The 22,099-nt window shown below is 61.3% G+C and carries 20 protein-coding genes; 7 read left to right on the top strand and 13 right to left on the bottom strand.

Annotated elements, in window-relative coordinates; translation table 11 throughout:
- The 9 genes from AYR66_RS13145 to AYR66_RS13105 form a co-directional block, all read right to left on the bottom strand.
- A partial coding sequence (locus AYR66_RS13145; RefSeq protein ID WP_141104241.1) for a CaiB/BaiF CoA transferase family protein occupies positions 1–689 on the bottom strand: 689 nt, incomplete at its 3' end.
- Position 690: 1 nt separating this feature from the next.
- A complete protein-coding gene (locus AYR66_RS13140; RefSeq protein WP_088707845.1) occupies positions 691–1,344 on the bottom strand; it encodes a 3-hydroxyacyl-CoA dehydrogenase family protein in 654 nt (217 codons plus the stop codon).
- A gap of 3 nt (positions 1,345–1,347) precedes the next feature.
- Positions 1,348–2,223, bottom strand: coding sequence for a 3-hydroxyacyl-CoA dehydrogenase family protein (locus AYR66_RS13135; RefSeq protein ID WP_088707844.1), 876 nt, complete (start codon positions 2,221–2,223; stop codon positions 1,348–1,350).
- A 10-nt stretch (positions 2,224–2,233) separates the two neighbouring features.
- The gene (locus AYR66_RS13130; protein ID WP_088707843.1) at positions 2,234–3,400 is read right to left on the bottom strand and encodes an acyl-CoA dehydrogenase family protein; all 1,167 of its coding nucleotides are present in this window, start codon (positions 3,398–3,400) and stop codon (positions 2,234–2,236) included.
- 9 nt (positions 3,401–3,409) lie between these two features.
- The gene (locus AYR66_RS13125) at positions 3,410–4,156 is read right to left on the bottom strand and encodes an SDR family NAD(P)-dependent oxidoreductase (protein ID WP_088707842.1); all 747 of its coding nucleotides are present in this window, start codon (positions 4,154–4,156) and stop codon (positions 3,410–3,412) included.
- A 2-nt stretch (positions 4,157–4,158) separates the two neighbouring features.
- Complete coding sequence (locus AYR66_RS13120) at positions 4,159–4,926, bottom strand: enoyl-CoA hydratase/isomerase family protein (RefSeq protein WP_088707841.1); 768 nt, start codon at positions 4,924–4,926, stop codon at positions 4,159–4,161.
- A gap of 2 nt (positions 4,927–4,928) precedes the next feature.
- On the bottom strand, positions 4,929–6,605 hold the full coding sequence (locus AYR66_RS13115) for a class I adenylate-forming enzyme family protein (RefSeq protein WP_088707840.1): 1,677 nt from the start codon (positions 6,603–6,605) through the stop codon (positions 4,929–4,931).
- A 14-nt stretch (positions 6,606–6,619) separates the two neighbouring features.
- Positions 6,620–7,405, bottom strand: coding sequence for an enoyl-CoA hydratase-related protein (locus AYR66_RS13110; protein WP_088707839.1), 786 nt, complete (start codon positions 7,403–7,405; stop codon positions 6,620–6,622).
- Between the two features lie 46 nt (positions 7,406–7,451).
- Positions 7,452–8,684 (bottom strand): CaiB/BaiF CoA transferase family protein, encoded by a 1,233-nt coding sequence (locus AYR66_RS13105; RefSeq protein ID WP_088709796.1) that lies wholly within the window; start codon positions 8,682–8,684, stop codon positions 7,452–7,454.
- Between the two features lie 245 nt (positions 8,685–8,929).
- On the opposite strand from AYR66_RS13105, the gene AYR66_RS13100 reads away from it, so the two are divergent.
- Entirely contained in the window at positions 8,930–10,597 is a 1,668-nt protein-coding gene (locus AYR66_RS13100; protein ID WP_088707838.1) for a sigma-54 interaction domain-containing protein, read from the top strand.
- Between the two features lie 21 nt (positions 10,598–10,618).
- Here the strand turns inward: AYR66_RS13100 and AYR66_RS13095 are convergent, their stop codons facing one another.
- The gene (locus AYR66_RS13095) at positions 10,619–11,338 is read right to left on the bottom strand and encodes a DUF4286 family protein (RefSeq protein ID WP_141104070.1); all 720 of its coding nucleotides are present in this window, start codon (positions 11,336–11,338) and stop codon (positions 10,619–10,621) included.
- A gap of 234 nt (positions 11,339–11,572) precedes the next feature.
- Positions 11,573–12,793, bottom strand: coding sequence for an ABC transporter substrate-binding protein (locus tag AYR66_RS13090; RefSeq protein ID WP_088707836.1), 1,221 nt, complete (start codon positions 12,791–12,793; stop codon positions 11,573–11,575).
- 421 nt (positions 12,794–13,214) lie between these two features.
- Between AYR66_RS13090 and AYR66_RS13085 the strand changes: the two genes are divergently transcribed.
- From AYR66_RS13085 to AYR66_RS13070, 4 genes are read left to right on the top strand one after another with little or no spacing between them, the layout of a single operon-like run.
- Positions 13,215–13,988 (top strand): ABC transporter ATP-binding protein, encoded by a 774-nt coding sequence (locus AYR66_RS13085; RefSeq protein WP_088707835.1) that lies wholly within the window; start codon positions 13,215–13,217, stop codon positions 13,986–13,988.
- On the top strand, positions 13,988–14,740 hold the full coding sequence (locus tag AYR66_RS13080; RefSeq protein ID WP_088707834.1) for an ABC transporter ATP-binding protein: 753 nt from the start codon (positions 13,988–13,990) through the stop codon (positions 14,738–14,740). The genes AYR66_RS13085 and AYR66_RS13080 overlap by 1 nt, the downstream gene beginning before the upstream one ends.
- 34 nt (positions 14,741–14,774) lie before the next feature.
- A complete protein-coding gene (locus tag AYR66_RS13075) occupies positions 14,775–15,659 on the top strand; it encodes a branched-chain amino acid ABC transporter permease (RefSeq protein ID WP_088707833.1) in 885 nt (294 codons plus the stop codon).
- 10 nt (positions 15,660–15,669) lie between these two features.
- Positions 15,670–16,671, top strand: coding sequence for a branched-chain amino acid ABC transporter permease (locus AYR66_RS13070; RefSeq protein WP_088707832.1), 1,002 nt, complete (start codon positions 15,670–15,672; stop codon positions 16,669–16,671).
- Positions 16,672–17,443: 772 nt separating this feature from the next.
- Here the strand turns inward: AYR66_RS13070 and AYR66_RS13065 are convergent.
- Together AYR66_RS13065 and AYR66_RS13060 are read right to left on the bottom strand one after the other, a co-directional pair.
- Positions 17,444–17,818: a DoxX family protein gene (locus AYR66_RS13065; RefSeq protein WP_170942135.1), complete on the bottom strand. Its 375-nt coding sequence runs from the start codon at positions 17,816–17,818 to the stop codon at positions 17,444–17,446.
- Positions 17,819–17,837: 19 nt separating this feature from the next.
- Positions 17,838–19,832 (bottom strand): amidohydrolase, encoded by a 1,995-nt coding sequence (locus AYR66_RS13060; RefSeq protein WP_088707830.1) that lies wholly within the window; start codon positions 19,830–19,832, stop codon positions 17,838–17,840.
- Positions 19,833–20,192: 360 nt separating this feature from the next.
- Between AYR66_RS13060 and AYR66_RS13050 the strand changes: the two genes are divergently transcribed.
- Both AYR66_RS13050 and AYR66_RS13045 read left to right on the top strand, forming a co-directional pair.
- The gene (locus tag AYR66_RS13050) at positions 20,193–20,633 is read left to right on the top strand and encodes a MarR family winged helix-turn-helix transcriptional regulator (RefSeq protein ID WP_088707828.1); all 441 of its coding nucleotides are present in this window, start codon (positions 20,193–20,195) and stop codon (positions 20,631–20,633) included.
- A 4-nt stretch (positions 20,634–20,637) separates the two neighbouring features.
- The gene (locus tag AYR66_RS13045) at positions 20,638–22,086 is read left to right on the top strand and encodes an efflux transporter outer membrane subunit (RefSeq protein ID WP_088707827.1); all 1,449 of its coding nucleotides are present in this window, start codon (positions 20,638–20,640) and stop codon (positions 22,084–22,086) included.
- Positions 22,087–22,099 lie beyond the last annotated feature (13 nt).

The following is a 22,099-nucleotide window of genomic DNA, read 5'->3' as shown; positions in this document are numbered from 1 at the left end:
GTGCCGAGTTCGCCGCCCGGCACCGGCCATCGCCCCGCCACCTGGCCGTTGCCGATGGCCCAGTACAGGAAGGTAAACAGGTTATCGGCCATGGCAATGTCCAGCTTGCAGCCCTTGCCCGTGCGGTCGCGCTGGCGTAGCGCCAGCAGGATGTTGACTACGGCGGGATAAGTCCCGCCGGCGATATCGGCGATCAGCGCGGGCGGCAGGACAGGCGCGCCGTCGCTGCCCATTGAGAGGCCTAGCATGCCCGCGTCGGCGACGTAATTGAGGTCATGGGCCGCCATGTCCGCCTTTGGTCCGGACTGGCCATAGCCGGTGATTGCACAATAGATGATCGACGGATTGATCTTCGACAGCGCATCATAGCCGAGGCCCAGCCTGTCCATGACGCCGGGGCGGAACTGCTCCACCACGATGTCCGCGCTCTCGATAAGCCCGCGCAGCCGGTCGACGATCCCCGCTTCCTTGAGATTGACCGCCAGGCTGCGCTTGCCGCGGTTGAGCAGCGCGAAGTTCACGCTGTCGTCGCCGAACTTCGGCATGTAGCTACGCATCTCGTCGCCCTGCCCGGGACGTTCGATCTTGATGACGTCGGCGCCCGCCTCGGCGAGGATGAGGGTGGCCATCGGCCCGGGCAGGAGCGTGCTGAAGTCGAGGACGCGAACGCCTTCCAGTGGACGCATCATGTCAGTCTGCCTTTTTTTCAGCACGGGCCTTGGCGACCCGGGCGCGGCGCGCGGGGGCATAGGGCGATTCGCCATAGGCCTCGAACAGCGATTGCGTGACATCGAAGTGATGTTCAAGACCGGTACGCTCCAGCAGCGCGATCGGTCCTTCCGGATAGCCGAGGCCGAGCCTGAGCGTCAGGTCCATATCGTCGGCGGTCGCCAGGCCTTCATCGAGGCGGCGCAGCGCGGCGTTGTAGTAAGGGCGGACAAGGCGGTCGATGATGCGCCCGGCAAAGTCAAAGCAGACTGCCACTTTCAGGCCTGCGCCTTCCAGCACGGCCTTGGCCGCGTCGATCGCCGATGCCGGCGTCCCGGGTTGCCTGACCAGCTCGACGAGGTTGGAAGGATCGCCATCGCCGAGGCGGAAGCGTGCAAATCCCAGGACGTTGGAACCTTCCTTCGCGCGGCTTTCGCCAGTATGTACGCCCAGGCATTCGCTGCCGAGTTCGACCAGGACGGCCGTCTTGCTGCCGGCCTCGACTTTGGAAAGCGCATATCCGGCCCTGTCGCCAATGAGGATGACGACGTCGCCGTCGGCGGACTTGCCTTCCAGCAGAGCATGGCTCACCGGGAAAGAACGGCTGTTGCCGGTATCAATAATGGAATAAGTCATATGTCAGCTCCCGAACATCGCGTTGCCTTCGTAGGTATAGAATCCGCGTCCCGACTTGCGGCCCAGGTGGCCGGCGGCGATCATTCGCTTGACCAGCGGCGGGCAGGCGGCGCGCGGTTCGTTGGTGATGCCATACATTGCCTCGCACAGCAGAAGCTGGGTATCGAGCCCGATCAGGTCGAGCAGTTCCAGCGGTCCCATCGGATAGCCGAGGCCTTCCTTGATCGCGCGGTCGATGTCGGCAGGCGCGGCAACGCCTGCCTCGACAAGGCGAATCGCGTCGTTGTTATAGGGGATCAGGAAGTAGTTCAGGATGAAACCGGGGTTGTCCTTGGTCTTGACCGGGCGCTGGCCCATCGCCTCGCACGCGGCCCACGCCTTGGCGAAGGTTTCCTCGGAGGTGTTCAGGCCCGGCGACATCTCGACCAGCTTCATAAGTTGAGCCGGCAGGCAGAAGTGCATACCGACAAAGCGGTCGTCGCGGCCTGAGCCCGCGGCGATCTCGGTGATGGACAGCGTAGAGGTGTTGGACGCGAAAATGGTGTGCGGCGGACAGACCTTGTCCAGCTTCGAAAACAGGTCGTGCTTCACCTTCAGGTCCTCGAACACCGCATCGATCACCAGATCGCACTCCAACATGTCGTCCAGGGTAGTCGTCGTGACCAGGTTGCCGATCGCTTCGGACATCTTTTCCTCGGTCATCTTGCCGCGCTGGACAGACTTGGCAAAGAAATCGCGAGTCTGCTTGAGCGCCTTGTCGAGCGCCTCCTGCCGGGTGTCGAACACCACGGTCCGGAAACCGGCGCGGGCGGCGACAATGGCAATGCCTGCGCCCATGGTGCCGCAGCCGGCGACACCGATCGTTTTGATTCCACTCATTGGATGCCTCTCATTTGGTCAGGAAACTGCGGCCGATCAGCTGGCGGTGCACCTGGTTGGTACCTTCCCAGATCTGCGTAATCTTGGCGTCCCGCATCAGGCGCTCGGCCCGGAAATCCTGGCAATAGCCATAGCCGCCGAACAGCTGAACCACGTCGGTGGTGATGCGCATGGCGACGTCGGAGGCGCGCATCTTCAGCATCGACGCCTCGATGCCGAAGTCAGTGCCGCCGCTGTCTACCAGCTTCGCAATCCGCCACAGCCAGGATTCGCACATGGCGAGGTCGGTGGCCATGTCGGCCAGCATGAACTGGATGCCCTGGAATTCGATGATCTTGCGGCCCGACTGCTTGCGCTCGTTGATGTACGCGACGCCATCCTCGAACGCCGCGCGCGCAATGCCGAGAGCATGCGCGGCAACACTGGGCCGGGACTTGTTGAGCGACGAGAACAGGATGTTCAGGCCGTCTCCCGGATTGCGCAGCAGGTTGGCGCGCGGCACCCGGCAGCCGTCAAAGGAAATCGTCGCGGTGCTCGACGCGCGGTGCCCCATCTTCTGTTCGGTGCGCACCACCGACAGCCCGGGCGTGCCCTTTTCCAGGATCACCACCGAGATGGCCTTCTTCGGATCCTCGATTTCGCTCCATTTGCCGAACAGCACGTAGACATCGGCCACGTCGCCGTTGGTGATGAAGGTCTTGCCGCCGTCGATGATGATGTCGTCGCCGTCGGGCGTGAAGCGCGTGCGCATGCCTGTCGCATCGGAGCCCGCATCCGGTTCCGTGATCGCCAGCGCGGCCAGTCCGCCTTCGGCGATGCGCGGCAGCAGGCGCTGTTTCTGCTCTTCCGATCCAAAGTCGATCAGCGGCTTGATCGCATGGAAATTGGTCGCCCAGATGATGCCAGTGGACGCACACGCCTTGGCGATCTCGCGCACGCATTCCAGATAGGCGGTGTAGGACAGCCGGGCGCCCCCATACTCTTCCGGAATGAACATCGCGTTCAGACCGAGGTTGTTGATTGCCTTGACGTTTTCCCAGGGAAACTCTCCCGTCTTGTCGTAATGCTCGGCGCGCGTCATCAGTTCGGTGCGCGCCAGCGCGCGCACGCTGTCCAGCAACTGGCTTTCGTCGTCCGACAGTTCCACGCTCGCATCGAGCCGTTCAAAAATGTTCACGTCCGTCTCCTAGTGCGCGACGCCTTGCGCGCCGTCGATGTAAATGGTTTCCCCGGACAGGAAAGGCGCGTCGGCCAGGAACAGCGCCTTGACCAGTTTCGCGACATCCGCGGAGGTTCCCGGCTTGCGGCCGGGGATGCGTTTTTCCAGGTATTCACGCAACGGCCCGGCCGACATCGCCTCCTTGTTCAGGTCGGTCTCGATGTATCCCGGCGCGACGTCGATCACGCGGATGCCCTTCCCAGCCCACTCCACAGCGAGGCAGCGGGTGATCGCGCCCACGGCCGCCTTTGATGCGCAGTAGGCCAGGTTGCGCTTGACGCCCAGCTTGTCGAAGAAGGATCCGATGTTGACGATCAGGCCGCCGCCGGCTGCTGCCAGGTGCGGATAGATGTGCTGGCAGCTCATGAAGACCGAGGTCGTGTTGGTGGCGAATACCGTTTCATAATCGTCGCGGGAGAATGTGGTGCTTGGCCCTTCCAGATGTACGCCTGCATTGTTGACCAGGCCCGCAACCGGCCCGCCCAGCGCTGCCGCTGCGGCAAATGCATCGCGTAGGCTGTCGCCGCTGGTGACGTCGCAGCTGAATCCCTTGCAGCGCGCCACCGCCTCCTTGCTCGCATCCGGCACGGCCGGAAGCTCCCCTCGCCGCGACAAACAGGCGACGGTGTAGCCGAGTTCTGCCAGCGCGATTGCGATGCTGGCACCGATGCCGCGGCTGGCGCCGGTGACGATGATGGTTCCTTTTTCTGCCATGGTCAGCAATCCTTGAACTGGGGCTTGCGTTTTTCCAGGAAGGCGACCATGCCTTCGTTGGCATCCTTCGTCTGGTAGGCAAGCGTGGAAAGATCGGCCTCGACCTTGAGGCCTTCGGTCAGGGAGGTTTGCAACGCGCGCTGCACCGCGCCGCGCGCTAGGCGCAGGGCCACCATGCCGTGGCCGCTGAATTCGCGGGCAAACGCGATGCCGGCTTCAACCGGATCGCCTTCGACAATCCGGTTGACGAGGCCGATACGGGCGGCTTCATCAGCCGCGACGGTGCGGCCGGTCATGATCATTTCCAGCGCGCGTGCCTCGCCGACAACCCGGGGCAGGCGTTGCGTGCCGCCGTAGCCCGGAATGAGGCCCAGCTTGATTTCCGGCAGTCCGACCTTGGCATTCGCCATGGCAAGGCGGAACGTACAGGCCAGTGCCAGTTCCAGCCCGCCGCCGAAGGCATAACCGTTCAGGATGGCGACGGAGGGCATAGGCAGCGTGTCGAGGCGGGCAAATACCCGTTGGCCGAACTCGGCGCCGCGCTTCTGCGCCTCGATGTCACGGTTGGTCAGCTCCGCGATGTCGGCCCCGGCGCAGAACGCCTTCGGTCCGGCACCCGTAATCAGCAGTGCACGCGCGGAAGACTCTTCGACTTCATCGAAGCAGCGATTGATGTCGCCGATCAGCGAGAAGCTCAGCGCGTTGAGCGCCTCTTGCCTGTCAATGGTAAGAATGGCGAACTCGTCGCGGTAGCTTAATGTGATGGGCATGGTCAGTTTCCCTTGTCGTTGTGATTGTTGCCGCCGCCCGTCCAACGTACCGGCGCGGGATTGAGCCGGCCCTGCTTGACCCACTCGACCAGTTCGCGCTTGAGGATTTTTCCGCTGGCGGTTTGCGGGAATCCATCCAGGGCAATGTAGAACTCCGGCATGTCGAACTTCGACAGCCCCACCTCGTGCAGGTGTTCAAGCAGTTCATCGCCGGTGGGCGGCGTCGCCCCTTCGGTGCAAGTCACCGCCAGGCAAACCTTCTCCCCGAGGCGGTCATCCGCCACCGGGAAGGCAGCCGCCTTGAGTACGACCGGATGCGTGATCGCAAGGTCTTCAATGGTCGACGGGTGGATATTGTGGCCGCCACGGATGATCAGGTCCTTCTTGCGGCCCATGATGACCAGGCAGCCGTTGCTGTCGACCATACCGAGGTCGCCGCTGAGGAACCAGCCGTGCACATTGAACGACTTTTCCGTCGCCGACTGGTTGTTGAAGTAGCCGAGCATGAGGCAGGCGCCGCGTCCGGCGATCTCGCCGATCTCGCCGGGCTTCGCCTCGATGTCAGGGTTTTCCTGGTTCCAGAGCTTGATCTCATAGGCGTCGCAGGCGCGGCCGCAGGTACCGACAATGGTGTCGGCGCTGTCGGTGGGCAAGGTGTACTGGTGCGACCCGTTCTCCGTCATGCCATAGACGTTCTGCGGCAGGATGCCCCGGTTGAGGAAGCCCTGCGCGATTTCGCGCGGAATGGCGGCGCCGGCCATGTAGAACACCTTGACCTTGCCGAGCTTGTCGAGCCCGCGGCGTTTGGCCTCGGCCAGGATGTCCATCGCGTGCGTGGGCACGCCCATGACGTAGGTCGCACCGGTCTCGAGAATCCAGTCGATCGGTTTCATCCCGGCCGGAAGGTCGTTCACTACCAGTTCGAGTCCGGCGACCAGCATTTGTTCGATGGAGACGGTGGCGATGTGGTGACTCACCGGGCTGAGGCTGAACAGGACAGTGCTGGCATCATGCCCCCAGTCCTTCACCATCGCCCGCCCGTTGGCCAGCAGGGTGTTGTCGCTGTGCATGACTGCCTTCGGCAGTCCGGTCGTGCCGGACGTGAAGGCCAGGTAGACCACCTTGTCCGGATTCGCGTCGGCAGCGGCTTGCGGATACGCTGCCCCGGCAGCCGGAAATTCCCCGGCGCCGTCTCGGCCCGGTTCGAGCCAATAGGTGCGCCGCAGGGTCTTGACCGCGCCGATCTCGCCGGCGACGCCATCGCGGCTGCCATCGGCACCATAGCCCTTCTGGCCGAAAAAGGCTTCGCAGTCGATGCGCTCGATCAGGCGAACGATCTCGGCCACGGTGTAGTTCTGGTGCAAGGACGGGTTGCAGATGTAACCGTTGCGCGAGCAAGCGAGGAAGACAACGACCGACTCCACCCTGCTGGGCAGCCATACCGCGACCCGCGAACCCTTGCGCAGGCCGGCCGCGGCAAGATCGGCGGCTACCGCGTCCGTCCATTCCAGCAGCTGGCGCCAGGTCAGGCGGCGGGCGCTGTCCCGCAGGGCCCATGCTTCCGGGCGCGCCTGCGCATGCGACTGCAGCAGCGTGTACAGCGTTTGATCGCGCCAGACGCCCCGTTCGTAGTAGGAACGGGCCTGTTGCGGATCATGGAGGGTCAGGATGGTGTTCATTCGCCGGCTCCCGCTCAGTGGCCGAACTTGGATGCGTCCGGAGCGCGCTTCTCGCTGAAGGACTTGGACAATTCCTTCGCCTCCTCGGTGTCCAGGTTCAGGCGCAACAGCAGGTCATGCGTTACGCGCGACAAGCCGCCCACGCCGCCGTGGCGGGCACCGAAGGCCGCCTTGATCGAAGCCAGCGCGAAGGCGCCGCGGTCAGCGATCTCCAGCGCCATTTCGCGTGTCGCGGCGGCAAGCTGATCGTCGGGGACGACCTTGTTGATCAGCCCCATCTCCAGCGCTTCCCTTGCGCTGATCTTGGGGTTGCGGAACCAGATTTCCTTGGCCTTCTTCTTGCCGACCAGGTCTTCGAGGTACCAGGTGCCGAAACCGGCGTCGAAACTTCCCATCATCGGGCCGACCTGGCGGAAAACCGCGCTTTCCTTGGCAATGGTGATGTCGCACATCACCTGGAGCACATTACCGCCGCCGACGGCAAAGCCGTTCACGGCAGCAATCACCGGCTTTTGCAGGCGGTCAATCGCTTCGTACATGTCGAGCACCGGCAGCACGCCGGGGTAGAGATGAGTGTCCGGCATGCCGGTCTTTTCGCCGCCGATGCAGAAGAAGCGGTCGCCTGCACCGGTAATGACGATGACGCGCGTCCGGGTCTCGCGGCGGATGTCGTTGATGCAGTCACGGATTTCATGGCACATCGTTTCGTTGAACATGTTGCCGTTGTCGGGGCGGTTCAGCGTGATGGTTCCGACGGGGCCGTCTTCGGTATAGATGATGGTTTCGAACTGGCGTGTCATGGTGTCGTTCTCCTAGGGTATATATGGGTCGCGGCGCGTTTCCGTTCTAAAGCAGCCCCGCGTCGTCCAGCTTCTGAATTGCTTCGTCACTCCAGCCCAGCCATGATGAAAAGGTGCGGCGGGTGTCTTCGCCCAGGCGGGGCGGGTCCTTGCGGTACGTATTGAATTTGCCGTTGAAGCGGATACCGAGGCCAACCTGCGGTATCGCGGCGCCGTTGCGTCGCGTCGCATAAAACAAGCCGCGTTCGGCAAGAGTGGGATCGGTGACGACCTGGTCGAGGCGGTTGATCGGACCGGAGGGAATGCGAGCGCAGGCGAAGAGATCGAGCCAGTGCGCACGCGGTTTCTTGAGGAGGATCGCTTGTACTTCCCGTACGATCTCGGACCGACAGGCACGGCGGCCGGCGTTGTTGGCGAAGCGCGCATCATTGGCCATGTCGATGCGTCCGATGGCTTCGCAGAAGCGCTTCCAGATCGCATCGTTGCCGAGGCCGAGCGTGATCGGGTGGTCCGCGGTATGGAAGGTCTGGTAGATGGCGATCACGCTGTCCGTCCCGCCGCTGCGGCGCGGCAGCTCACCCGACCCAAGATAGGGAATGATCCTCGGCGTCATGAATCGTGTCATGCTCTCGACCATTGCGATATCGATCTCGTGCCCCTGGCCGGTACGGTTCCGGTCGATGAGGGCGGCCATTGCCGCCATCGCTGCATCGGCTCCCGACAGCAAGTCCGCGGCCGGCGTGCCCACCTTCTGCGGGTCGCGCTCCGGCGACTCGCCGGTCAGGTCCATCACGCCGCTATAGCCCTCGGCAATCAGATCATAGCAAGGCTGGTCACTTTTCGTTCCGACGAGCCCAAAACCGGTGATCGACACATGCACCAGGCGTGGATTGACGGCCTTGAGCCGCGCATAGTCAATACCGAGTTTCCTTTGGCTGCGGGCGACCTGGTTGATGAGGATGACGTCGGCCGCCTTCACCAGCGCGTGAAGCGCTTCGAGCCCGGCCGGCTGTGCGTAATCAAGTGTGAGGCTGTGCTTGTTCCGGTTGACGCTGAGGAACCACAGCGATTCGCCGTCGAGGAAGGGTGGCCCCCAGGCGCGGGCATCGTCGCCCCGTCCCGGGCGTTCGATCTTCAGCACCTCGGCGCCGAAGTCCGCCAGCAGGAGGGATGCATAGGGCCCGGCGATGGACGTCGTGAGATCAAGGACACGGATGCCCGCAAGCAGGTCGAGTGGCGCGGCATCAGGGGCGGGAGAAAGTTGTTCTGAAGGCAACATGGATTTGTCGTAGTCAGGTGTGTATGCCATTGCTTTGCAACGTCCATGCCACCGAACGCCAGCCTCCCCGGGCGTGGCACGGAAACTGCCTGTTTTCACTGCAAAAACGCGGGGTTACGCGGGCTCGGGATGGTTCTCACCAAGGAAATCCTGTGCCCTTACACCCCGGCAAACAGCGTAAAGTGTCTTTTTGGGAGACAATCATCGAAACCCGATCTGTATTTAGCAAAGACAGGCGTACCGTCATGCAGACAAAGAACAGCGATCCCTTCGCCTTCGGTGTACTGGTCCTGGACCCCAGGGGCGAAGTAACCTGCGCCACCGGTTTTGCGCGCGATGAGGCCGTCCGGCAGCGCGTCCTCGAGCGTTATCACCATGAGGACCGCCGCCGCGGCATGCTCGCGATCGACGGCGACCCCAAGCTCATCGCCAGCTTCCGTTCCAGCGAGGACGCGACCCTGTTCTTCATCCAGGACGCCACCAGCAAGTCCACCCTGTTCGATTTCGTCACCAACGTCGATTTTGCGCATCTTGTCTTCGACTACTTCCTGAACAACCCCTACGAATCGGTCGTTGTGGTGGACGACCAGGCGCGCGTCCGCTACATCCCGCCTGTCCACGAGCGCTTCTTCGGCATCGAACACGGCGAAGCGGTCGGGAAGAAGGTCACCGACGTCATCGAGAACACCAACCTGCATGAAGTGGTCCGCACCGGCAAAGCCGAGATCGGCAAGCTGCAGGAAATGGGCGGTGTCACGCGCGTCGTCGCGCGGATTCCCCTGACCGACAACGGAAAGACTGTCGGGGCACTGGGACGCGTGATGTTCAAGGGCCCGGAAACCGTCCTAGAACTCAGCAAGGAAGTGGTCAAGCTGCGGTCAGAGGTCGAGTTCTACCGAAGCGAGCTGACCGGACTGAAGCGCCGCACCTTCGGGCTCGACAAGATGGTCGGCAACAGCGATGCGATACGCCAGCTCAAGGCGGATATCTCCAAGGTCGCGCCGCTGTCGGTGCCGGTGCTGATCATCGGTGAGAGCGGCACCGGCAAGGAACTGGCCGCACATGCGATCCATTCATTGAGCCGGCGCAGCGAAAACCCGATGGTCTTCGTCAACGCCGCCGCCCTGCCCGCCTCGCTGGTGGAGAGCGAACTGTTCGGCTATGAAGCCGGCGCCTTTACCGGCGCCGAGAAAAAGGGCCGCAAGGGCAAGTTCGAACTCGCCGACCAAAGCTCGCTGTTTTTCGACGAAGTCGGCGACATGCCCGCCGAGGTCCAGGTCAAGCTGCTGCGCGTGCTGCAGGATGGCATCTTCGAGCGCGTAGGCGGCGACCGGCCGCGCCACTCGGATTTCCGTCTCATCAGCGCGACCAACCGCAATTTCCAGGAAATGATTGCCAACGCCGAGTTTCGCCTGGACCTGTACTACCGTATCAGCGGCGTCACCATCCGCATGCCGAGCCTGCGCGAACGCCCGGAAGACATTCCCGAACTGGTGCAGAGCTTCCTCGTCGCATTCGCGGAACGGCACCGCACCTCGGTCAAGGGAGTGGACGCGCGCGTCTATGCCTACCTCAAGGAGCTGCCGTGGCCGGGCAACGTGCGCCAGTTACTGCATGAAGTCGAAAAGGCGGCCATCTTCTGCGATGGACCGGAGATTACGCTCGACAATTTCCGCCTGATGTCGCATGAAGTGCCGGAACGCCCGGCGGCGCCGCCGGCAGAGTTCGCGCCGAAAGCACCTGCGCCTGCGTCGGGCAGGATCCAGGACGCGATCGAGGAAATGGAAAAAACCATGATCCGGGAGGCCATGGTCAGGCACAAGGGGAACAAGAAGAAGGTCGCTGAAGAACTCGGCATTTCGCGCGCCTACCTCTACAAGAAGCTGTCGGGAGAAGAGCCCGAGCCCGCCTGAGCCGTTCAGGCCGGGCCTCGGTTACGCCGGCCCGGCGACCGCTGCATGGCGTTCATAGATCAGCTGGTAGCGCAGCCAGGAACCCAGCAACAGTCCTGTGCGCGCGCCCTCGCCCGCCAGGACATGGGTGTGCAGCGCCAACGCGACCTGGCCGACATCGGTGCATTCGATGAACAGCACCCAGTCCGCGATGGTGTCCTTGCCCGGGCGCATCTTGCGCTCGGCGCTCGGCTTGCCTGTCACGCCGGCGTCGGTTTCCCATAGGGCAATGCGCACGATGCTGGAATTCTGCATCAGCCGCGGGCCGAGCTCCTCACGAATAAAACGCCGGGCGTCTTCTTCCCTGCCGTGAATCGGCTTGCAATGCGTGACCATGGCCGCGCCACCCATGCCCACTCCTGCTGCCCAGGTCTCGCTGCAGGCGGAGCGTTCCATGTTGAGGAAATGCGGCATGATTTTCTGCGTCCACGGCGAAGGGTGCGCAAGCCGGTCTAGGTAGGGTGGCGACGCCAGCGTCTCCAAGGTGTCGCAATCATAGACGACCATGTAATTGGGCTGACCATCCACCGACCGGTAACGGCGCGCGCGCCGGAAGCCGGGGAGCGCAAGACGCTCGGTCAGGTGCTCCTGGTGGTACCAGCGCGTGAATTCGTCATCCATCCCTTTCGGGACGTCGTTCAGCACGAACAGCACGCCGGGCCGGCCGGCTTTCGCTTGAGCGGCCGCGCGGACGTTAGCCATTGTTTCGACCATTTCCATGCAATTCCCCCGTTGAACCCTGTTTCGCCAGCGCTCCCCATCCGAGCTCCCGGCGTATCTGCTCCGGTTCGGGGAGAGGCCCGGCCGCGAGGCGGCGGCGGGCGAGCCAGTGCCTGACCTGCTCCTTGCTCGGTAACGGCGATGTCTGTTTCATCTTCACGCCTTGGCGCCCAATCGGCAAGTTGACGGCGGCGTCCTGTGCCGCCGTCGCCTGACTTACTTCTTGACCAGCGGACAAGTGCTTTCCGACAGGGGCTGGAAAGCCTGGTCGCGCGGGATGACACTCTTGATTTTCATGATATCCCACTCTTCCTTCGACTCCGAAGGCTTCTTGGCTTCCGCAAGGTACATGTCGTGGATCATGCGCCCGTCTTCCCGGATGCGTCCGCCCTTGGCGAAGAAGTCGTTGATCTCGCTCTCTTTCATCTTCTTCATCACCGCGTCGGCGTTGTCGGTGCCGGTCGCCTGGATGGACTTCAGGTAATGCATGGTGGCGGAATACATGCCGGCCTGGATCATGGTAGGCATGGCCTTGTGGACGTCGTAGAAGCGGCGCGACCACTTCCGGGTTTCGTCGTTGTAGTCCCAGTAGAAGCCGGTGGTGAACAGCAGGCCCTGCGCATTCTTCAAACCGAGGCCCTTGATGTCGGTATCGAACACCAGCAGCGTGGCCAGCTTCTGTCCGCCGCTGACGATGCCGAACTCGGCGGCCTGGCGCACGGAATTCTGGGTATCCTTGCCGGCGTTGGCCAGGCCGATCACCTTGGCCTTGGATGCCTGCGCCTGCAGCAGGAAGGAAGAGAAATCGGAGGCCGACAGCGGATGCTTGATGGTGCCCAGCACCTTGCCCTTCATATCCTGGATCACCCGCGTCGTATCCCTCTCCAGCGAGGAGCCGAAGGCGTAATCGGCGGTGATGAAGTACCAGCTGTCGCCGCCGTCCTGCATGACCGCGCGGCCGGTGCCAGTCGCGAGCGCATAAGTGTCATACACGTAGTGCACGCCATAGGGCGAGCACTCCTTGTTCGTGAGCGCGGTGGTGGCGGAGCCGGCGAAGATCATGACGCGCTTCTTCTCCGCGGCCAGCTTCTGCATGGCGATCGATGCCGCCGAATCGGTCGACTCGATGATCATGTCCACCTTGTCGACGTCAAACCACTCGCGTGCCTTGGACAGGGCGATGTCGACCTTGTTCTGGTAATCAGCCGACACGATCTCGATCTTCTTTCCGTTGACCATGCCGCCAAAGTCCTTGACCGCCATTTCGACTGCCCTCACTCCCCCCGGTCCGCCGTTGGCGGAGTAGACGCCGGTCTTGTCGACGATCACGCCGATCTTCACGACATCGTCGGTAATCTGTGCCGCGGCGTTTCCCGCTGCAAGTGCGGCCGCTGCAGTAGCCAATGCGGTCCTTGCGATACGTGTGACCTGCTTCATGAAGTGCTCTCCGTGTTGTAGTTGAGTGTGTACTGCGCGGTCTGGCCCAGCCAGTTTGCGTTATTCCGCGCGTCTCCTGCGATTCCCGGGAAGTTGTGGCGTCGCCTGGATCGAGGCGGTGGCCTGAAGCAACAGAGTGCAATTACCGTTCCAACTGCCGGAGGCGCGCCAAATGGTACTTTTCCGGCGTCGAATCGACCAAAGTGTGTTCGCCGCATACACATTTTGTCCGAACCGATGTCCACCGCGTCGACACTTCGCGCGGTTCGTGTCCAGGCCGTATTACCGGTGCCTACCCCGTCAAACGCCGCACGCCGCCCGCAGGACAGGAAGCAGCCGCTTCTGCAGGACCTTGGCATGCTTGTTGCAGACCGAGGTGCGGATTTGCAGCAAGCAACATGTAGAGACAACAGGAGAAATGATGGCAGAAGACATCATCTTGGAGACGAGGAATCTCACCAAGGAATTCAAGGGGTTCACGGCAGTCAGCGGCGTGAACCTGCGTATACGGCGCGGGGACATCCACGCGCTGATCGGACCGAACGGCGCAGGCAAGACAACCTGCTTCAACTTGCTGACGCGGTTCCTGACCGCGACAGAAGGACAGATCCTGTTCAACGCCGAAGACATCACGAACGTACCCACCGCCGAAATCGCCCGCCGGGGCATCATCCGGTCATTCCAGATCTCTGCTGTTTTCCCGCACCTGACGGTGCTGGAAAACGTGCGAGTCGGGCTGCAAAGATCGCTGGGAACAACCTTCCACTTCTGGAAAAGCGGGACAACGCTCGCGCAACTGAACTCACGTGCGATGCAGCTGCTCTCCGAGGTAGACCTTGAACGCTTTGCCGACACACTGACGGTAGACCTGCCCTACGGCCGCAAGCGTGCGCTGGAAATCGCCACTACGCTGGCGATGGAGCCCGAGCTGATGCTGCTGGATGAGCCGACACAAGGCATGGGACATGAAGACGTGCACCGTGTCACTGAACTGATCAAGAAGGTTTCCGCCGGCCGCACCATCCTCATGGTCGAGCACAACATGGCGGTCGTATCCGGCATTTGCGACCGCATCACCGTCTTACAGCGCGGCGCGGTGCTGGCCGAAGGCAGCTATGCCGAAGTGTCAGGAAATGCCCAGGTCATGGAAGCCTACATGGGCACCACCACCGGCGTTTTGGAAGGAGCGCACTGATGCAGGCCATCACCGAAAATTTCACCGTCCGCCACAATGGAAGTACGGTCAATGCCCTTGAAATCAAAGACCTCAAGGCGTGGTACGGCGAATCGCACATCCTGCATGACGTCAACCTTACGGTTAAGCGCGGCGAGGTCGTGACACTGCTGGGCCGCAACGGCGCAGGACGCACCTCCACCCTGCGCGCCGTCATGGGCCTGACGGGGCACCGTACCGGGTCGATCAAGGTAAACGGCGTCGAATCCATCGGCCTGCCAACCTTCCAGGTAGCCCACCTCGGCGTGGGCTATTGCCCGGAGGAGCGCGGCATCTTTTCCTCGCTCTCGACGGAAGAAAACCTGATGCTGCCGCCCCTGGTGTCCAGGACCGAAAAGGGCATGTCGATCGAAGAAATCTACGCTATGTTCCCGAATCTCGCCGAGCGGCGCCACAGCCAGGGCACGCGTTTATCCGGCGGCGAACAGCAGATGCTGGCCGTCGCGCGCATCCTGCGTACCGGCGCGCGCCTGCTGCTGCTCGATGAAATTTCCGAGGGTCTGGCACCCGTGATCGTTCAAGCCCTGGCACGCATGATCACGGCGCTCAAGGCCAAGGGCTACACCATCGTGATGGTCGAACAGAACTTCCGCTTCGCCGCGCCGCTGGCCGACCGCTTCTATGTAATGGAACACGGCCAGATCGTGGAGCATTTCGCTGCGGACCAGCTGCACGGCAAGATGGATGTGCTCAACGAACTGCTCGGCGTGTAACGCTGCCGGCAATCTCTCATTAGGGTTTACTACCATGGAAATTTTCGGGATTCCCCTGCAGGCCATGCTGAGCCAACTCCTGCTCGGACTGGTGAACGGGTCCTTCTACGCGATGCTCTCGCTCGGGCTCGCCGTCATCTTCGGCCTGCTCAACGTCATCAACTTCGCCCATGGCGCCTTGTACATGGTCGGCGCATTCCTGGCGTGGATGGGCCTGGCTTACTTCGATGCCAACTATTGGATAATGCTCGCGGCTGCCCCGGTCCTGACCGGTGCCTTCGGTGTGTTCATCGAAAAGACCATGCTCAGGCACCTGTACAAGCTGGACCACCTCTATGGCCTGCTGCTGACCTTTGGCATCACGCTGATGCTGGAAGGCTTGTTCCGCTCCTTCTATGGCGTGTCCGGGCAGCCGTATTCGGTACCGGAGGCGCTGTCGGGCGCATTCAACCTCGGCTTCATGATGCTGCCCAAGTATCGCGCCTGGGTCGTCGTCGCTTCGGTGGTGATCTGCCTGGCGACCTGGTATGTGATCGAAAAGACGAAGGTCGGCGCCTACCTGCGCGCCGGCACCGAGAATCCGAAGCTGGTCGAAGCTTTCGGGATCAATGTGCCGTTGATGGTGACGTTGACATATGGCTTCGGTGTCGCGCTCGCGGCCTTTGCCGGAGTACTGGCAGCGCCGGTGACCCAGGTGTCCCCGCTGATGGGATCCAACCTGATTATTGTCGTCTTCGCCGTGGTGGTAATCGGTGGGATGGGTTCCATTTTGGGGTCGATCATCACCGGTCTCGGCCTAGGCGTGATCGAAGGCCTTGCGCGAGTGTTTTACCCTGAATTGTCGGCCACGGTGGTATTCATCATCATGGCCATCGTATTGATGCTGCGTCCCGCGGGACTGTTCGGCAAAGAGAAATAAGGAGTTCCGCATGAGTAAGAAATTTTCCTATGGCGTGGTCTGTCTCGCGGCGCTGGTCGCACCCGCCTTCATCTATCCGGTTTTCCTGATGAAAGTCCTGTGCTTCGCGCTGTTTGCATGTGCTTTCAATCTGCTGATCGGCTTCACGGGCTTGCTGTCCTTCGGCCACGCCGCATTCTTTGGCGCCGCGGGCTATGTCGCCGGCCACGTTCTGAAAGTATGGGGATTGCCTTTCGAGCTTGGTCTCCTGTCAGGGATGGCGGTGGCGGCACTGATCGGTTTGGTCATGGGTGGACTCGCCATTCGGCGCCAAGGTATTTACTTCACAATGATCACCCTGGCTTTGGCTCAGATGCTGTACTTCGTTGCGCTGCAGGCGCCCTTTACCGGCGGTGAGGATGGCCTCCAGGGCATTCCACGAGGCAATCTCCTTGGAGCAATCAGCTTGGGCAATGACATGGTGCTGTATTACGTCGTTCTCACTATCTTCTTGGGCGCGTTTGCGATAATCGTCCGCACCATTCACTCTCCCTTTGGTCAAGTTCTGAAAGCAATCAAGGAGAACGAGCCGCGTGCAGTCTCGCTGGGCTATGACGTCCACCGCTACAAGCTGCTCGCATTCGTACTCTCAGGAGCGCTGGCCGGTTTGGCCGGCGCGCTCAAAACAGTCATACTGGGTTTTGAAACGCTTACAGATGTGCACTGGTCGATGTCCGGCCTGGTGGTACTGATGACGCTGGTCGGTGGTCTCGGCACGCTTGCCGGTCCGATCGTTGGCGCGGTGGTGATTATCGCGCTGGAAAACAAGCTGGGCGATTTCGGCAATTGGATGGCGTTAGTCACCGGGATCGAGTGGTTCCGATCGATTGGAGAATCGGTCACCATCGTCACCGGACTGATCTTTATTGTCTGCGTGCTGGCATTCCGTAGAGGCATTGTTGGTGAGCTTTCGCCCTTGGTCGAGGTACCGAAGAAGCAGGATAAAGCATCCGTCAGTACTGTCGCAGCATAATTCTGCGTCAGACGCTCTTTGCAGCAAAAAAGTGTGACCGTGCATTCGTGGTGCATTCACCTGTCGAGGGAAATAGACACAATACGAAAAGCTTCTGGAGTGAGTCTGAAGCATTGCCACGTTTTCCAAACGTCGCAAAATTAGTCGACGCCGGTAGGCACCAGCCCGATAGCAATGAGTTGCATGACATTATGCCCATAATGTCAATTTACCCTCCGTTTTTCCGGAACTTGCTCTGCATGTGGAAACTTAATTTCAAATGCAAAATTGCTCATTTTTGAGTGAGTCCATCCTGATGCCTCTATGACAGCATTTTTGATGAATTGAGCGAAATGACGGTGCCAGGGAAGTCACGGACAAGGAGGCCGAAATTGCCAATTCCAATTTGCGGAACCATATTACACATTAAACTTTAAAAATTTCATCGTACAAAGACGATCACTGCCTGAAGACTATTCCAATGAAGAAATTCAGATATATTGAAAGGGCGCTTACCCCCCAACAATCCACATAACTCATGTAATGCGGCCCCGTCCCCCCTGCTGACGTCAAGCGGCACGAACTGGGCGGGCTGCTCCTCGACTTAGTACCGGAACTGCCGGCGGCGCGTGTGATGGACTATGCCGGCCCCCTCGAAATGGTCGGCGAAGTCGCAACCGGTTTCGGGTCTGGCGACGAGATTTATGGCTGCTAGGCGGCGTACATGTCCTGCTTTAACACGCAAAGCACCGGGGATCATGCTCGCGAGAAGTTTGTTCTTGGTCTCTTTGCGTTATCGGTGTCTGTCGGTCGGTAAAGCGGACGCCATCAAGAGGGCACCGATGATTGCTATATGTTCCATGAACGGAATTAGCTGGGCATGGCGCGCCGGCCCTTCCGCGTTCCAGAAATCGTGGAACAACACCGTCGCGAGCGCCGTGAAAGCGGCGAGTGCAAGCGCGGCGGGCAGCACCAGCCTGCCCGCAATCAATGCCGCACCTCCTGCCAACTGCAAGAGGATTGTCAGCGCCAGCAGCAATTCCGGCACCGGAAGTCCGGCGCCTGCCACTTCTGCCAACGCTTGCGGCCAGCCAAGCAGCTTGTCCACACCGGCCCAGAAAAACAATACGCCAACCAGTGCACGGCCCAGCACCAAAAGCCTGGACATGACTGTTGCTTTCCCCATGTCACACGGCCCAGCAAGAACAGCCGAGCGCCCCCCAGAAGCCGCGTGCGTCGGCTGTCGGGGCGCCGGCAGCGCGGGCATGCGCATGGCCGTGCACGCCACACGCCGTGGCGCAGCCGCAGGACGACGACGCAGCCAGTGCCTGTTGTCCGCCGCGGCCGGAAGCCGTCTTGTAATAGCCGCCGTATTTGCGAACCGGGGACCAGTCCGGCATCGCGGGCGGTGGCGGGCTATCGAGGGCACCGAATTCATCGGCTGCATACACGATACGTCCGCCAACCACGGTCATCGATGAAACGATCTGGCGGATTTCCTCTTCCGGCACCGAAAAATAGTCTGCCGAAAGAACCGCCAGGTCCGCGAGCTGGCCCGTGCGAATTTGTCCCTTGACGCCCTCTTCGTTCGAAAACCAGGTATTAGCCGCGGTATAAAGGCGGAGCGCCGTCTCGCGATCCACAAGGTTCGCAGCCGGATAGAGCCGGTGCCCCCCAAGGGTCTTGCCTGTGGTGAGCCAGTACAGCGCATTCCACGGGTCGTAACTCGCTACGCGCGTGGCATCCGACCCGGCGCCAAGTGGAACACCCATCTGGAGGATACGACGGAAAGGTGGCGTTCTCTCTGCCGCTGCCGCCCCGTAACGTTCAATGAAGTACTCTCCTTGATAGGACATCCGGTGCTGGATCGCGATGCCCCCGCCGAGCCGGGCTATCCGTTCGATATTGCGATCGCTGATGGTCTCGGCGTGATCGAAGAACCAGTGCAGTCCATCAAATGGAATTTCGCGATTGACTTTTTCGAACGCATCCAGCGCGCGCGAAATCGTTTCGTCGTAGGTGGCATGCAGCCGGAAAGGCCAGCGCTTCTGTACAAGAAGGCGTGCAACGGCTTCCAGGTCCTGCCCCATTTTCGCTGGCATGTCCGGCCGCGGCTGGCGGAAATCCTCAAAGTCGGCTGCCGAGAAGACCAGCATTTCACCGGCGCCGTTATGCCGGTAGAAGTCGTCACCCTGCCCCGGGCGCACCATCGACGCCCAGCGGGAGAAATCCGCCAGTTCCTGGCCGGAGTTCTGTGTGAACAGGTTGTAGGCAATGCGCAGTGTCAGATGGCCGGCCCCATGCAGATCCTCGATTACCTTGTAATCATCGGGATAGTTCTGGAACCCGCCGCCGGCGTCGATGACGCTTGTCACACCCAGGCGATTCATCTCGCGCATGAAGTGTCGGGTCGAGTTCAGCTGATACTCGTAAGGCAGCTTCGGCCCGCGCGCCAGCGCCGAGTACAACAAGAGCGCATTCGGCTCCGCCAGGAAAAGGCCGGTGGGTTCGCCCGCGGAATCGCGGACAATGTTGCCGCCCGGCGGCGCCGGAGTAGTGCGGTCGTATCCCGCTGCCCGCAGCGCCGCACGATTAAGCAAGGCGCGGTCGTACAGGTGCAGGATAAACACGGGCGTATCGGGCGCCACGGCATTCAGTTCGTCGAGCGTCGGCAGCCGCTTCTCGGCGAACTGGTGTTCGGAAAAGCCCCCGACGACCCGTACCCACTGGGGCGCGGGTGTCCTGTCAACCTGCTCGCGCAGGCGCCGCATCGCCTCGGCCAGCGAGGGAATGCCGTCCCAGCGCAGTTCCATGTTGTAGTTCAGGCCGCCGCGGATGACATGCATGTGGGAGTCAATCAACCCGGGGACCACCCGCCGCTTGCGGCAATCGATGAGCCGGGTCTGCGGTGTCGCCAGACGCATCACTTCATCATCGGTGCCGACAGCGATGAATCTTCCGCCGGCGATCGCCACCGCCGTCGCCGATGGCCGCTGACGATCGAGTGTGGTGATTCGGCCATTGTGCAGGATGAGCTCCGGTGTCTGCGCCGCATTGCTCGTCGAGGCCAGCGCACCCGGACCGAGCCATGCGCCGGCGGCAAGTCCTGCGAGGGCACGGATCGTGTCGCGCCGGGTTATCGATGTTTGTTGCGTGGTCTCGCTGTCATCACGTTCCGGCATGGCAAATCTCCCCTTGGTGGCGTTCTGCGCATCTTCCGCCCGCAAGCTGATTCGCCGGCAGATGTCTTGCAGTGTCGGCAAGGCCAGGTATCAAGTCAAACGGAAAAATCTGAACGAATTGATCATGGATTTTGAAGTGAAGGCATCAGCGGGACGCCGCAGGCATGCCGTCTTCATGAGCGCATTCGAGCGGATGGGGCGGCGCGGATTGCCGGGAATGAAGAGGGGGAGGCGGTCACCACTCTTTAAGTTGACGTACTGCGTTGGCTTTCTTGTTATATAACTGCCTAGCCATTCACGGCCTTGACTGTAACTGCCTAGGCAGTTAAATTCCCCCCTGAACACGCGTAGGAAGCAAACATGACAAAACATTATTCCCTCGAAAATTATTCACTGGATGAAAGCATTGGCTATCTTCTCAGGAGAGCAGGTGGTCAGCTCGCGGTCTGCGTGGACCGCCGTCTGGCTGAATTCGACATGACGCACGCCCAGTACGGCATTTTTTGCCGGTTACAAACTTCGCCGAGCACCGCGGCCGAGCTTGCGCGATCAAGCATGACCGATACCGGCGCGATGACCCGTATGCTCGATCGACTGGAAGAAAAAGGATTCGTGCAGCGGAGCCGGAGCAGTACCGATAGACGGATCGTCGAGGTATCGCTGACCGACAAGGGCCGGCAGCTAGCGGACCGCATGAGGGAAGTCGCTGTCGATACGCTGAACCATCTTTTGCGTGATTTCACTCCGGCTGACGTGGCGCAGTTCAAGTCCTTCCTGCGCCGCATGATCAATAACGCCTGACATCATGAAGAACATTTTACGAAGCACAGGTGTCGTTTCTCTCGCGGTCCTGCTTTCGGCCTGCGTGAGTTTCCAAACGCTCGAGCCGGCACTGCAGCCATTGCAACGAATAGACCTACCGTCTGTGTCGCGAGGACTGGAACATGCCGAGTGGCCGAACGATAACTGGTGGACCATGTTCGGCGATGCGCAGCTAGACCGCCTGATTGATCACGCCCTCGCGTCCAGTCCGACACTTTCCGCCGCACAGACCCGCATCGCACGTGCGCGGGCGGCCGCCGCGCTCGCCGACGCGACGCACAGCCCCCAGGTTAATGGCGCACTCGATGCATCCTACGGTCTTCAACCCGAGAACTACCTGATTCCAAAGCCACCGCTCGGCAAGGGAGGTGAATATGTCAGCCAAGGGCAGGCGTCCATCAACTTCGGGATGGACCTCGACCTGTGGGGCCGAAACGCAGCCTTGATCCATGCCGCCGAAAATCAATTGAAAGCGGCCGAATTCGACCATGCAGCAGCCCGGCTCGCCCTGACCACATCCATCGCGAGAGCGTATGCGCAGCTTGCCGGACAATACGATTTGCAGGACGTGCTGCTTGCCACGCTCAGCCAACGGCAGAATATCCGCACGCTGATCGACAAGCGTGTGGCCAGCGGGCTCGACACAAAGGTGGAGGTCAAGCAGGCAGACACCAACGTAGCGGCGCTGAAGATCGAACTGGAGCAGCTCGCCACCGCAATGAAGGTCACGCGCCTGCAGCTCGCCGCCCTCGCGGGTGACATGCCCGCCGCGGCGGAAAATATCGAGCGACCTGCCATGCGTGCGACTGCAGTGAACGTGCCGGCGACTTTGCCGCTGAACTTGTTGGGACGTCGTCCGGAATTGGCTGCACAACGGGCACGCATTGCCGCAGCGACAGACGATGCCGATGCGGCAAAAGCACAGTTCTATCCGAACATTAATCTGAATGCAATGTTCGGCTTTCAGGCCATCGGTCTTGGCCGGCTGCTGGACGCCGGCAGCTTCACCAACAGTGTCGGACCAGCGATTCGCCTCCCTATCTTCGATGCCGGGCGATTACGCGCCAATTACGCAGGCAAGATCAGTGAAATCGACGCCGCCATCGCGCAGTACAACCAGTCGGTGCTGAATGCGGCGCAGGACGTGTCCGAGCAACTCGTCAGGCTGTCAGATCTCGGGCGCGAAGAAGCTGCCACACAGGAAGCCCTGAGCGCCGCCGAGGAAGCCCATCGCCTCGCAACGCTTCGCTATCGGGGTGGACTGTCGCCCTACCTCACTGTACTCACGGTCGAGACGCAATTGCTCGCGCAACGCCGTGCGATGTCGCTTCTGCGCGCGCGCCGGGATGACCTGCAAATCTCCCTGCTGCGCGCACTCGGCGGAGGTTTCGACGAGAACAAGACCATGCCGCCACCGGCACAAACGCATTAACCGAATCCAAACA

Origin of the sequence: Noviherbaspirillum denitrificans, assembly GCF_002211445.1 — a bacterium.
GTDB lineage: Bacteria > Pseudomonadota > Gammaproteobacteria > Burkholderiales > Burkholderiaceae_D > Noviherbaspirillum > Noviherbaspirillum denitrificans.
Note: the sequence above shows the minus strand (reverse complement) of the source record. Positions and strands in the feature narration are given on the sequence as shown.

Bases quoted from the DNA above. Each gene is read 5' to 3' on its own strand.
- AYR66_RS13140 (WP_088707845.1), bottom strand. From the start codon at position 1,344: ATGACTTATTCCATTATTGATACCGGCAACAGCCGTTCTTTCCCGGTG.
- AYR66_RS13135 (WP_088707844.1), bottom strand. From the start codon at position 2,223: ATGAGTGGAATCAAAACGATCGGTGTCGCCGGCTGCGGCACCATGGGC.
- AYR66_RS13125 (WP_088707842.1), bottom strand. From the start codon at position 4,156: ATGGCAGAAAAAGGAACCATCATCGTCACCGGCGCCAGCCGCGGCATC.
- AYR66_RS13120 (WP_088707841.1), bottom strand. From the start codon at position 4,926: ATGCCCATCACATTAAGCTACCGCGACGAGTTCGCCATTCTTACCATT.
- AYR66_RS13115 (WP_088707840.1), bottom strand. From the start codon at position 6,605: ATGAACACCATCCTGACCCTCCATGATCCGCAACAGGCCCGTTCCTAC.
- AYR66_RS13110 (WP_088707839.1), bottom strand. From the start codon at position 7,405: ATGACACGCCAGTTCGAAACCATCATCTATACCGAAGACGGCCCCGTC.
- AYR66_RS13105 (WP_088709796.1), bottom strand. From the start codon at position 8,684: ATGTTGCCTTCAGAACAACTTTCTCCCGCCCCTGATGCCGCGCCACTC.
- AYR66_RS13100 (WP_088707838.1), top strand. From the start codon at position 8,930: ATGCAGACAAAGAACAGCGATCCCTTCGCCTTCGGTGTACTGGTCCTG.
- AYR66_RS13095 (WP_141104070.1), bottom strand. From the start codon at position 11,338: ATGGCTAACGTCCGCGCGGCCGCTCAAGCGAAAGCCGGCCGGCCCGGC.
- AYR66_RS13090 (WP_088707836.1), bottom strand. From the start codon at position 12,793: ATGAAGCAGGTCACACGTATCGCAAGGACCGCATTGGCTACTGCAGCG.
- AYR66_RS13085 (WP_088707835.1), top strand. From the start codon at position 13,215: ATGGCAGAAGACATCATCTTGGAGACGAGGAATCTCACCAAGGAATTC.
- AYR66_RS13080 (WP_088707834.1), top strand. From the start codon at position 13,988: ATGCAGGCCATCACCGAAAATTTCACCGTCCGCCACAATGGAAGTACG.
- AYR66_RS13075 (WP_088707833.1), top strand. From the start codon at position 14,775: ATGGAAATTTTCGGGATTCCCCTGCAGGCCATGCTGAGCCAACTCCTG.
- AYR66_RS13070 (WP_088707832.1), top strand. From the start codon at position 15,670: ATGAGTAAGAAATTTTCCTATGGCGTGGTCTGTCTCGCGGCGCTGGTC.
- AYR66_RS13065 (WP_170942135.1), bottom strand. From the start codon at position 17,818: ATGTCCAGGCTTTTGGTGCTGGGCCGTGCACTGGTTGGCGTATTGTTT.
- AYR66_RS13060 (WP_088707830.1), bottom strand. From the start codon at position 19,832: ATGCCGGAACGTGATGACAGCGAGACCACGCAACAAACATCGATAACC.
- AYR66_RS13050 (WP_088707828.1), top strand. From the start codon at position 20,193: ATGACAAAACATTATTCCCTCGAAAATTATTCACTGGATGAAAGCATT.
- AYR66_RS13045 (WP_088707827.1), top strand. From the start codon at position 20,638: ATGAAGAACATTTTACGAAGCACAGGTGTCGTTTCTCTCGCGGTCCTG.